The sequence below is a fragment of the [Borrelia] finlandensis genome, assembly GCF_000181875.2.
GTDB lineage: Bacteria > Spirochaetota > Spirochaetia > Borreliales > Borreliaceae > Borreliella > Borreliella finlandensis.
On record NZ_ABJZ02000005.1, the window covers coordinates 508,082 to 521,175 of the forward strand.

At 27.4% G+C, this 13,094-nt stretch carries 6 protein-coding genes; all 6 read left to right on the plus strand.

Features of this window, described 5'->3' with window-relative positions:
• The first annotated feature begins 2 nt into the window (after nt 1-2).
• Genes der through pheT form a run of 6 tightly spaced genes read left to right on the plus strand, consistent with a single transcriptional unit; the run spans nt 3 to nt 13,027 of the window.
• Complete coding sequence (der, locus tag BSV1_RS03740) at nt 3-1,304, plus strand: ribosome biogenesis GTPase Der (RefSeq protein WP_008882366.1); 1,302 nt, start codon at nt 3-5, stop codon at nt 1,302-1,304.
• Complete coding sequence (locus BSV1_RS03745) at nt 1,301-2,560, plus strand: hypothetical protein (RefSeq protein ID WP_008882614.1); 1,260 nt, start codon at nt 1,301-1,303, stop codon at nt 2,558-2,560. Before der ends, BSV1_RS03745 begins: the two co-directional genes overlap by 4 nt.
• Nucleotides 2,557-3,243 (plus strand): HAD family hydrolase, encoded by a 687-nt coding sequence (locus BSV1_RS03750; RefSeq protein WP_008882484.1) that lies wholly within the window; start codon nt 2,557-2,559, stop codon nt 3,241-3,243. Before BSV1_RS03745 ends, BSV1_RS03750 begins: the two co-directional genes overlap by 4 nt.
• A gap of 19 nt (nt 3,244-3,262) precedes the next feature.
• Entirely contained in the window at nt 3,263-9,763 is a 6,501-nt protein-coding gene (locus BSV1_RS03755; RefSeq protein ID WP_008882685.1) for a SpiroCoCo family coiled-coil protein, read from the plus strand.
• Between the two features lie 11 nt (nt 9,764-9,774).
• On the plus strand, nt 9,775-11,349 hold the full coding sequence (pheS, locus tag BSV1_RS03760; protein WP_008882652.1) for a phenylalanine--tRNA ligase subunit alpha: 1,575 nt from the start codon (nt 9,775-9,777) through the stop codon (nt 11,347-11,349).
• A complete protein-coding gene (gene pheT, locus BSV1_RS03765; protein ID WP_008882827.1) occupies nt 11,327-13,027 on the plus strand; it encodes a phenylalanine--tRNA ligase subunit beta in 1,701 nt (566 codons plus the stop codon). The genes pheS and pheT overlap by 23 nt, the downstream gene beginning before the upstream one ends.
• Nucleotides 13,028-13,094: the final 67 nt, after the last annotated feature.

The window sequence follows — 13,094 nt, forward strand, 5'->3', positions numbered from 1 at the left end:
CTTTGCTTAGTTATAAAAAGGTTCTTATTGTTGGTAGGCCAAATGTTGGTAAATCTGCTTTATTTAATCGAATTTTAGATACAAAAAGAAGTATTACTGAGAGTACTTACGGTGTTACTAGGGATTTAGTTGAAGAGGTTTGTAAGGTTGATTCTTTTAAGTTTAAATTAATCGATACTGGTGGGTTTACTATCTTGAAAGATGAGATTAGCAAAATTGTTGTGCAAAAGGTTTTAAGCTCTTTAAAAAAAGTTGATTTAATTTTATTGGTTTTAGATATTAATGAAATTTTACTTGAAGATTATCAGATTATTGAAAGACTGAGAAAATATAGTAGTAAGGTGGTTTTGGTTTTAAACAAAGTGGATACTAAAGATAAGGAATGTTTAGCTCACGAATTTCATAATTTAGGATTCAAGCACTATTTTCTGGTTAGTGCAGCCCATTGTCGAGGCATTACTAAGCTTAGAGATTTTTTAAAAGTAGAAGTTGGTGAAGCTGGCATTGAGAGTAGCGCTGATATTAAGGTTGGGATTATAGGTAAGCCTAATTCAGGCAAATCTACCCTTATTAATTATTTATCTGGAAATGAAATTGCAATTGTTTCTGACCAACCTGGTACTACTAGAGATTTTATTAAAACTAAGTTTACTAGAAATGGGAAAGTTTTTGAGGTTGTTGATACAGCTGGGATAAGGCGAAGGGCAAGAGTAAATGAAATTGTTGAATATTATTCTGTTAATAGGGCGCTAAAAGTAATTGACATGGTAGATATTGTGTTTTTGTTGATTGATGTTAAAGAAGAATTGACTTCTCAGGATAAAAAAATTGCTCATTATGTTACTAAAAAGGGAAAAGGAATTATTATTGTGTTTAGCAAATGGGATCTTGTGGATGAGTCTAAAGGTTATTTTGAAGCATTAAAGAGCCGTGTGAAGTTTTTTTTCCCTATTTTAAATTTTGCTCCTATATTTAGAATTTCTGTTCATAAAAAGATAGGTCTAGATTCTCTTTTTAAAGAATCTTTTAAGTTAAAAGATCAGCTTGAGCTTAAAACCAGTACTCCAGATCTAAATAAAATGCTAAATTTATGGATCAAAGATTATCATTTAAATATTTCTCATAAAATCAAATATATTACACAAGTTAGTACGAATCCTGTTAAGTTTCTTCTTTTTGCAAATAAAATAAAGAATTTTCCAAATTCTTACTATAATTATTTAGTAAATAATTTGCGTAAAATTGGATATAGAAATATTCCAATTTTAGTAGAATTAAAGGAAAAAATAAGAGATTTAAAGTGAGATATATATTTTTATTCTTAATATTTAAGAGTCTAAATCTTTTTGCGCTTGAGAGTTTTTTTTATGATTTTGATGTAAGGACTAAATATTCAAAATATTTTAGTTCAAGCTATGCGCAAAAAAAAATAAGTCCAATAAAACATTTTATTACAGAAGATTATTACATTGAAGTTTCAAGTGAAATTTCTTCTGAGTATGTTTATTATTCTTTTTTTAATAAAAAAAAGAATGTGGATTATATTTTTCCAGGGTCTTACGTGATTAAAGTGGGCAAAGAGGGTATTGAGCAGATAAAAATATTTTTTATAAACAGAGGGGATACGTTTATTAGAATAAAGTCTTCAAAATTTTCTTCTATTGCTGATTTTTATTTAGTAAATACTTTGATTTATAAAGACGTTAAATTGCCCTTTAAGATTGAAGACATTGCGGTAATTTCTCTTGCTAATATAATAAATTATATTGGCAAGGTTATTGATTTTAGATATTTTATTCCTGAATATTTTAATATTTATAAAAATATTTCTAATATGCTAATTAGTTTAAGAAAATCTCTTGGATCTTTTCCCATTGCTGAGATTGCTGATGGTGCAATGGATGAATATGGTAAAATGGTGCATATAGAAACTGGGTTATTGCAAAAAGATCCTGTGGGGTTTAATTGCTCAGGATTTGTTAAATGGGTAGCGGATTCGATTTATAAATCAATGACGGGACGGCTTTTAAAAATTGATGATCTTAAGCTTAGACATATTGGCGTTAGAGGCAGTGGTTTTACTAGAAGTCAGGAATTTAATAAGGATCCTTTTTTTGGTCTTGATTGGATTCGTAATATTGCTTATAAGATAAATAATATTAATATAGATTTAAATTTATCTAAAATCAAGGAAAATGATGTCAATAATATTAAGTTTTTTGATTATATTGACAATCGTGGTTATAAAATTGAAAATTTAGAGTTTTTATTATATAGTCTGGCTTTAGATGAGCCTGGATATATTTATTTAGGATCTATTAGCACGGGTGTTAACAATTTATCAAGCATGGTGCTTCATAAACATGTTGTTTTGTTTCTTCCATTTCTTGATGAAAATAGGATTTTTAGGGTTTCTGTTAACGAAGTTAATGCTGAAACTTCAATCAAGTCTCTCCAGAAAAGATATCCAAAATCTTATATTCATTTAGTTAGGGTTAAGGTTCCCGAAAGTTTACCAATAGTGTCTATACCTATAAAGGCAAATAATCAATCATCATGATTAAAGCTGTAGTATTTGATTTAGATGGCACCTTGTATCCTGAGGCGGATAGAAATAAGCTAATGTTTTTTGAATTTTTAACTAATGTTAAGTTTTTTTTAGCTTTTAAACAGATTAGGAAAAAAATACGAATTTTACAAAGCAATCAATTTTCACCCTCAAACAGGGATGAACTCTTTTCTCTTCAGGTTAAAATGCTTTCTGAGTATTTAAATCTTGATGAGAATCGGTGTGCTTTTTTGTTAAATAAAATATATTATAGTCAAATTTTTAGCGATAAGTTTAAAAAACTCAAGCCCTATCTTGGAGTTCAAGATTTAATCTATTGGCTTAAATTCAAAGGAATAAAATTAGGTGTAATGTCAGACTTTCCTATTTTAGGTCGTGTCAAAAATTTATTAGGCATTCAAGACAGTTTTTGGGATATTCTTTATTCTTCAGAAGATACTGGATATTTAAAGCCCCATAAGGCACCTTTTTTAAAAGTTATTGAGGATTTGAATTTAAGGAGTAATAATATTTTGTATGTAGGGAATTCTTATGAATATGACATTTTAGGTGCTAGAAATGTTTCAATGAAAGCAGCTTTTTTTTCAAAAAAGAATATAAATCACAAGGAAATGATTGACTTTATTTTTCATGATTATAAAGACTTAAGAGAATATATACGTTTGAATATATAGAATATGGGTAAAATATTTTATGATAGATTTTGCGACTATTTTAGTTAACCTTTTTTTGGTTTCAATAGTTTTATTTGTTTATAGGCAATACGATAAACGTTCTAGAGCATTAGATAAAATTAAAAAGTTCGTTGATCTTACAAAGGTTAATCTTGAAGATTTTATTGAAGATAAGACAAAAGAGATTAATGATCTTGCTGTTGATATGGAAGCTTATCAAAGATCTAGTATAGAAATAATAAAAAAGATTGAGGAAGTTCAGCGAAAGATTAAAAATAAAAGCAATGATTTTGCAGAGGTTGAAAAAAAGATAGCCTATCATGATTCTATGCTTAAGGATCTTGATGAAATGACTTTTAAAGTTCAAGAGAATATACAAAGATTGCAAGTTGACGGGAAAATAGTAGATAAACTTTCAAAAACTTTAAAAGGATTTAATACTCAGATTGATTCGGTTGAATCAAATTTGAATTCAGTGTTAGAAAAATTTGACAAGACTAATAAAGAAAATCTCGAGTCTATTAAAATTGCTAGTTGGGAAAAGTTTGACACTAATATTAAAGAACTTGTTTTTAAAATGGATAATTTAAATAAAGAGATTAGTCTTTATGAAAAAGATTTAGCAAATATTGAAGAGAGAAAAAATGATATTTTAGTTAAGGGTAATGAGAAATTAGATTTAGAATTTAGCGATTTTCTTGAAAAGGTCGAATTTAATATTGGCAAATATAGCAAAGAGATTGAAAGTTCTTTTAATTTTTATGAAAACAAATATAAGTTAATAGAAAATTCTATAGAGCTTATTATGGAGAGTGTGAAGAATAAAATTAATGAAAAAGAAGATTTTATTTTAAATAGACTGAATGAAGAATTGCAAAATAAATTTAAGGATATCTTTGCATATGTTGATGATCGCTCTAAGGAAATTAAAGATAAGCTTGAAGATAAATTGGTTTTAGTGGACAATGAAATTTCTTCTATGAGTTCTTCTTTTAAAGACAATGTTTATTCAAGAATTAATTCACTTGAGGAGTCAATGCGAATAGAGATGGGAAAGTATGAAGAGCAAGTTGATGATGTTTTTGATAAATTTAGATCTCAAGTTGAGTTGAATCTTAAAAATATTTATGAGGATTATGAAGATAAAATAAGTCAAGTTGATAATAACATTAGAGAAAGGGTAGAGCTTAGTTTGTTAGATTTGAATTCTAAAATGGAAAGTGTTCAGTCAGGTGCTATTGATTTAATAAAGAGGCTTGAAGATGATTCTAATGGAATATATCTTGAATTTAAAGGTAAGTTTGGGGCAGATATTGAAGTATTTAGTGAAAGTTTTAAAGGTGATATTAATCAACTTAAGATGCAGTTAGAATCCCAACTCTTAGATGTTGATTCAAATATTCAAGAAAAGCTTATTGAGCTTAATGATAATTTGATTTCTAATTTTGAAGAAATTAATGGTAGGTTTAATAATAATTACTCAAATTTAAATAATAATATAAATGCCAAGTACACAGCTCTTTTTGAATCTTTGGATTCTAGCAGCTCTAAATTTGAAGATCAAATGGAATCTAAATATAAGAGCTTTACAGATAAATTAACAGCAGGAATGGATGAATTTTCTTTAATGTATGGTGAGAAATTTGAGACACTCTCTCAAGAGGCGACCAGTAATTATCAAGAATTTCAAGATTTAAACAAAAAATTAGAAAATGAAATTGAATCTTTTTATAATATGTTTGAAAAAACCCAAGAGACTTTAAAGGTAGATTTTAATGCTAGTTTAATTAATATTAAAGATGAAATTGGTAAAAATATAGTAGAGTTTAAAGATCGTTATTATGATGAGGTAAATATTTTTGTTACTCAGTTAGAAGAAAGCAAGCTTCAATATTCAAAGTGGCAAGGTGAAATGGATTCTAATTTAAAAAATATTGAATCTCAAATAAATAAAACAAATGAAGAATTTTTAAGTTTAATTCAGATTCAAAAAGACAAAGGAATAGAGCTTAGTGAGAGCGTTTTTAATGATCTGTCAGATCATATTCAAAAAAAAGCTATTGATATGCATGGTAGTTGGAAAGATGAGCTTATTGCTTTAAATAAATCTTTGCTTGATATTAAGGTCTCTAGTGAAGAGCTACTTTCATCTGCTACTTTAAAAATAGAAAGTTTAGAAAAAGATGTTAACGATAGAATGGAATATGTTTTATTAAAAACAGGCGATATTGAGAGCTTAGTGATAGAAAAATACAAAGAATTAAAAGATATGTCATATTCACAAAGTGATGAGGCTATATTAGGAATTAAAGAGTTTATTAATAGACAAACAGAAATAATTAAAGATAAAAGCATATTTATGCTTGAGGATTTGAATAAAAAATTTGATGATAAGAATAATTTTGTTATAAGCAAGATTGAAGAATGTGATTATAAATTAAAAGATTTCAAGATTGAATCAGAAGATATTTTAAATAATTTTAAGTCTGATCTTAATGAATTTATTGAGTCAAAACTACAAATTGTCTCTAATATAAAATCGGACAATCAAAAGCAAATTGATGATTTTTTAGATAGAATTTCTAAAGATATTTTAAACAGGAAAGATTCAATTAACAATGAAGTAGATAGTAAGCTTAGTGATTGGCAAAGTAAATTAAATGAAATAACTGTTAAAATTGAAAATTTATTGTCTTCAGGTAAAGTTGATCTGGATTTAATAGATTCTGAGGTGGCTACAAAAATTAAAGAGCTTAAATTTTCTATAGAAAGTCTTGAGAGTTATTATCTTGAGAAAATAGATGAGTTTAGAAATCAAGGTGCCATATACTCTGATGAGCTTTTGCAAGACATAATGAACCATTTTAATAAAGAGACTAGAGAACTTGAGGAAAATTTATCAAAAAAATTTGCTGCAGTTTTAAATAATTCAGAGGAATTTGTTAAAGAGGTTGATAGTTTATTGCAGGACAAAAGAAGCGATATTGCTTCTTTTCAGGCTAATATAGATATTACTCTTGATTCTCTTAATGTGAAGTTTAATGATATAAACAAAGAAATTAATGGAAAATACAATGAGGTGATATCTAATTATAGGGGGTATTCAGAGAATATTTCTAGTAAACTTGAAAATGAAATAATGCATGAGATTGAAAATCTAAGCAGAAGATTGACAGATAGAATAGACAGTCTTAGCAAAGGTATGGATGAAAATCTTCAAAAACTTAAGGAATCTTTTGATGTATCAAAATATCAAGTTGAAAAATTTGAATTGAAAGTTAAAGATTTAACAGATGATGGAGAGGCAAAAATTAACGAGCTTGTTAAAGAGATCGAACAGTATTATAAATCTAGATTAGAAGAAGCAATTGATTATAGAAGAACGATTGATAGCGATATTATGCAAGCAAAAGAGAGATTTGGGGAGATAACAAATGAGCTTAAAAATAATATTGAGAGTAAGTCTGAGTTTTTAAACGATCTTTATAAGGAAAGATTTAAACTTATTGAGAGTAATTTTGAAGAGAGATATTCTACATTTTTAATTGAAAGTGAGGGAGCTATTTCAAAAATTAGAGATGAAATCTATAAAACACTTACAAGCAATGATGAAAATTTGCAAATTAAGATTTCTGAAATGGATCAAAATTTTGAGATAATAGAGCAAAGATCAAAAGATATTTTAGAATTTGAAAAAGAATTGCAAGATAAAATTAAAGATTGTTACGGTTTTATAAATTCTCAATTTGGAGAGATTAAGGCAGGTGTTGAAGAGAATATAAAAAATCATTTTGATGTTTGTATAAAAAAGGTAAATACCTTGATTGATGATGACATTGTAAAGTATGAAAATGAAATTCACAAGAGAATTGATTCTTTAAAATCGATTGAGAGTACTTTTGATAGCATAGAGAAAAATTTAAATGATAAGGTGAGTGGGTGTATTGATAAAATAGCTAATGATTTTAATCTTAAGTATATTGAACTGGAAGAAAGGTGTAATGAAGGGCAATTAAATTTAGAGAATAAAATTGACAACAAAATTAAAGCCATTGATAATTTAGCTTTAAGTCAATATGATGGACTTGAGAAAAAGTATGCTGATATGTACGATGAGTTTTCAGAGAGATTAAATTCTTATATTGCAACTTTAAGCGAAGAGTTTAAGAGTTCGAATAAAGAGATGATTTTTGAACTTGAATCTCAACTGAAAAATCTTAAAAATCTTGAATCTGATTTAAATAATGTTGAAAAGGATGTTATTAGATTAAAGGAAGAATCTTATCACAATGTTTCATCACATCTTAAACTATTAGAAGAAGACTTTTTTAAAGATTTAAAAATTAGAGGCGAAGAGCTTAAATATTCTTTAGAAAACTTTATTGCCTCATATAATGATAAAATTCAAAATTTAGAATATGATTTGTCTAAAAATTTAGAAAACAAAACAGAACTTATTCAAAGTTTCCGTTTAGATATTGAACAAAAAATGAAACATGATAAAGAGAATTTTTATTTGGATTTTACTAAAGAATTTTCTTCTAAAAAAAAAGATATGCAGAGTGAGATAGCTTTAATGGAAACCAATATTACTGGGAAAGTAGATGAATTTGTTGATTTTGTAAATAATAAGCAAAGTATTATTGATTCTTGGTTTTTGAATATTAAAGATGATGTAAAAGATTGGCAAGAAAAATCTTATAGCACAATAGAAAAGAGAATAAATCTTGCTGAGCTTGGAATTAAATCATTTGAGAATGATATTTTTAATGTTAAGATTGGTTTAGAGTCTTTTAAAGATGGTTTTGAGATTAAGGCTGAAGAGATTTTTAACAATTTGCAAAACGAGGCTAAAAAAATTGAACAATCAGTTCATCTTGATTTTAAAAATATTGGCGAGTCATTAAATCTTAAAGTTTTAGATCTTGAAAAATTTGTTGATTTTAAAGTAGAAAAGATAGACGAAAAGGTTAATAAAAAAACAGAAGATATCTTAATTCAAGCAGAGGTGAAATTTTTAACTCAGCAAAAGGATCTTGAAGATAAGATTTTTGATCTTAATCAGAAATTAGAGCATGAATTTACAACCTTGTCTTCTAATCTTGATAAAGTAAGGCGGGAAATGGTTGATGTAATTTCTAGTGATAAAGAAAGCTTTGAAGGGCAAATTGAATTAATTAATAAAAATATTTCAGAATTTTCTGAGAAAATTAGTTTATACAGAAATAATATTGAGACATCAATTGAGAATGAATATAATTCGTTTTCTAAATCTATAAAATCAGATCTTGGTTTACTTGAAGATGAGCTTAAAAAAAGTTTAAAACATTCAACATCAGAGATTGAAACCATAAAGAGTGGTTTGCAAGAACAAATTGATAAATTTGAGGTTGAATTTAAGAAAAATCATAAAGAATTATTAAAAGAAGTTGATAATAATATTTTAGAACTTGAATCTAAAATATTAAATTGTGATATTCAATTTAACAAATTTATTAGTGAGATTAAAGACAATTTAGTTGAATACAAATCTGATTTGAGAGCAGAATTTGAAGATAGTTATGATAAAATAAATTTTCAAATCGAAAATCAAATTGAAAATTTTAAAAAATTGGATTCTGAACTTGAAAAGAATAATTCAATATTTTTGGAGGCTTATTCTCTTAAGGACAAGTTGGAAAAATTATGGGAAACTTTAAAAAATGAGATAGATCTTGCTCAGGAATATAAAAATAATTTTGAAAACGTTAACAAAGAATTTTATAATATTCAAAAAGAAACATTAGGTATTATTGAAATTTTTAATGAGCTAAAGTCAGAACAAGAATCAATTAAATCTATTAAAAATGATTTTAATAGATTTTTTGAATTTTACTCTTCATTTGATAGTAGATATAAGAGTTTAATTGAATCTTATGATGAAATGCAGATATATAAAGCTAAAATAAAAGAGATAGCTGACGAGCAGAGAACTATTCTTGATAATTATGAAAGAATTAGCAATAAAGAGAGCATATTAAAGAGTACTATAGAGTCTGTTGATAAAAATTTTGATTTAATAAATGAAGTGGAGAAAAGATTTAATAATTTAAGTAAAGAGAGTTCTAAGTTTCAAGACAATCTCAAGGATATGGAAAATGTTGTTTCAAGTCTCTTATTAAACAAAGGGTTGTCAGAAGAAGTGTTGATTAATGCTCAAAATTTAAAAGAAATGCTATTAGATATTGAAAATAAGTTGAAAAATACTATGACTATGAGAGAGAAGGTGGTGAAATCTGAGACAAGGTTGGAGAATTTAAATATTGCAGCAGAAGAGAGAATAAAAACTCTTGGTATTCTTGTCAAAACTGATTCTAAATATCAAGATAATGTTGGTCTTAATAATGAAACTGTTAGGAATTCTGTAATAAAATTAATGAGGCAGGGATGGAGTGCTGAAGAAATTTCTAGAGCTACCAAATTATCTATTGGGGAAGTTGAGCTTATTTTAGAGCTTGGTATAAGTAATAAAGGTGATTGAAGGTTATATTTATGAAGGCAGATTTAAATTTAATAAAAACATTACATCCTCTTGAGATAAAAGTAATTGCAAACAATGAAGAAGAGGATAATATTTCTGCTTCAATTATTATTGAAAAATTGGGGTTTAATGAAGGTCAAGCAAATAAAACAATTGAATGGTTAAATTCTAAAGGGATTATTGAAGAGATTTATAGGAAATTAAATGTATTTTATAAAGCAACAGAAAGGGGTCTTGGCGCTTTAAGAGATGGTTTTGTTGAAGAAAAAATAATAAATTTAGTATCTCAAAAAGCAGTGTTGGCTTCAAATTTAGTTTTAGAGCTTGATATTGATGTTAAAGAAGTAAGAAAAGCCTTTGGCAATTTGTTAAAAGAGGGCATTCTTTCTCTTGATTTAGATAAACAGATTATTATAAATTGCCTAGATGATGGCATAGAGGCTAATTATCAAAAAGTACGTGTTTTGTTGGAAAGAGCAAAAAATAGCGATCTTCTTAGAGAAAGTTTGACAACCGAAGAGCTTTTATTAATATCAAATTTTGCCAAGAAAAAAGGAGCAGACTCTGTATTTTTTAAAATAATAGAAAAATTTGATTTAAGGTTTAGATTATCTAGTTTTGGATTGGAAGTTAAAAATTTTTTAATGAAAAGCAAATTAACTGGAGATGAGCTTACTAAGCTTACTCCCGAAATTTTAAAAAATAAAACGTATGAGAATAAAAAATTTAGAGCTTACAATATTCATATTCCATCAGCTAAGACTTTTATTGGGCGTGCCAATTCTTATTTAGATTATATTTCTAAAATTAAAGACAAATTAGTAGGTCTTGGCTTTCAAGAGTTTGATGGTCCTTTGGTAGAAACAGAATTTTTTAACAACGATGCTCTTTTTATGCCCCAATTTCATCCTTCTCGTGATATTAAGGATGTTTATTACATTTCAGATCCTAGTATGCAAGAATCTTTGCCAGAACCTTATTTTTCTAATGTAAAATTAGCCCATGAAACAGGATATGCAACAGGTTCAAGGGGCTGGAGATATAGTTTTAGTGAAGATCTCTCTAAGAGATTGGTTTTAAGAACCCATGGTACCGTTCTTTCTGCAAAACAATTAGTTAATGCCAAAAATCCAAGCAGATATTTTGGAGTTATTAGATGTTTTAGGTATGATCAAGTAGATGCAACTCACGGAGTAGATTTTTATCAAACCGAAGGGATTGTTATTGAGGATGGTGTTAGTATTAAAACTTTGCTTGGCCTTCTTGAAATTTTTGCCAAAGAGCTTGCAGGCGCTACAGAAATTAAATATGTTCCCGCATATTTTCCCTTTACTGAACCTTCGATTGAGATACATGTAAAGCATCCTGTTCTTGGTTGGTTTGAACTTGGAGGAAGTGGAATTTTTAGACCAGAAGTTACAAAGCCTTTAGGCATTGATCTACCTGTTATTGCTTGGGGAATTGGAATAGATAGAATGGCTTTAATGCACTTGGGTCTAAATGATTTAAGAGATCTATTTACTTATGATATTGGTGATGTTATTTTAAGACGAGGAAAGATAGATGCCAAAGTTAGAAATTTATAAAAATCTTTTTTTAGATAAAATAGGAAAAAATTTTACAAATTTAGAGATTTCGAAATTACTTGAACCATTTAAGGCAGAATTTGATGGGTTTGATGAGAGTTCGGGAAAAATCAAAATAGAATTTAATGATACAAATAGGCCAGATTTGTGGTCTTATTTAGGACTTGCTCGTCAGATAAAAACGTATTTTTTTGGAGAAATGCCCTATTATGATTTTTTTTCAAAAAAGGGAGATTTTAAGAAGTTTTATGGTGAAATTTTAGTAGATGGCAAAATGTCTCAAATCAGACCCTTTATTTTTGGATTTTTAGCAAAAGGATTGGTTATTAATGATAAAATGCTTGAGACACTAATTCAATTTCAAGAAAAACTTTGTCAGAATTATGGACAAAAGAGAAGAAGAATTGCAATGGGGATGTATAATTCTAATTTTATTAAATTTCCAATAAGTTATATTGCCTCATCTCCTAATCACAAGTTTGTTCCCTTGGGAATGGATTATGAGCTTTCTCTTTTAGAGATAAATGAAAAGCATCCCAAAGGATTGGAATATTCACATATTATTAAAAATTTTGATAAGTTTCCGTTATTATTAGATGATAATAATAATGTAGTCTCTTATCCTCCAATAATTAATTCTAACAATATTGGATCTTTAAAGGTTGGTGATACTGATTTATTTGTTGAGGTTACAGGTATTGATTTTGAAGCAACTTTGTTAGCGTTATCTATAGCAGCTTGTGATTTTTATGATATGGGTTTTGAAATTTTGCCTGTAAAAACTGTGTTTAGAGAGCCTTTTAATTTAGATTTTAAAGAATTAGTATGTCCTTATTATTTTCAAGAAGAAGTGGAGTTTAATGTTGAAAATATTAATAGACTGCTTGGAAGCAATTTAACATTAGAGCGTATTTGCCTTAGTTTAAAAAAAATGGGAGTAAATTCTTATTCCAAAGATTTTAAGAACCATATTATTCCACCTTTTTATAGAAACGACTTTCTTCATGAGGTTGATGTAATTGAAGATGTAATGATAGGGGAAGGTCTTTCAAGTTTTAATCCGGAGCTTCCCAAGGCTTTTGCAGTGGGAAAGCTTAGTCCTTTAGAGGAGTTTTCAAGGAATGTTAGAAATTTAATGGTGGGTATGGGATTTCAAGAGATGATTTATAATTATATGGGTTCTAGGAAAGATTTTATTGACAGAATGAATATTAATGATCAAAATTTTTTAAAAGTATCTAATCCAATGACAGAGAATTATGAATATATTAGAGCATCAATAATTCCTAATTTATTAAAATCAGAAAGTGTTAGCTCTAATTTTCCTTATCCACATAAAATTTTTGAAATTGGTAAGGTGGCTTTAAAGAATCTGGATACTACCGAAGGAACAAGTACTTTTACTAATTTAGCTTTTTTAATGTCTGGTAAAGAAATTTCTTTTAATGAGATTAATTCAATTGTTGCAACACTTTTTTATTATTTAAATATTGAGATTAATTTAATAGAATCAAAAACCACTTTTTATATTAATGGTAGGGGAGCGGATATTTTAATTGAAGGTTTTAATATAGGTAGTTTTGGCGAAATTTCACCTTATGTGTTAAATAATTTTGGTATTTTTATTCCATGTTCTGTTTTTGAGGTTAATATAAACAAACTTATGAGTCGATCTTAAGCATTGAATATTAGTTTTAGCAACGTTAAGATTAATATTCAAATTTTTAAGAGAGGCCTGAAGTTTA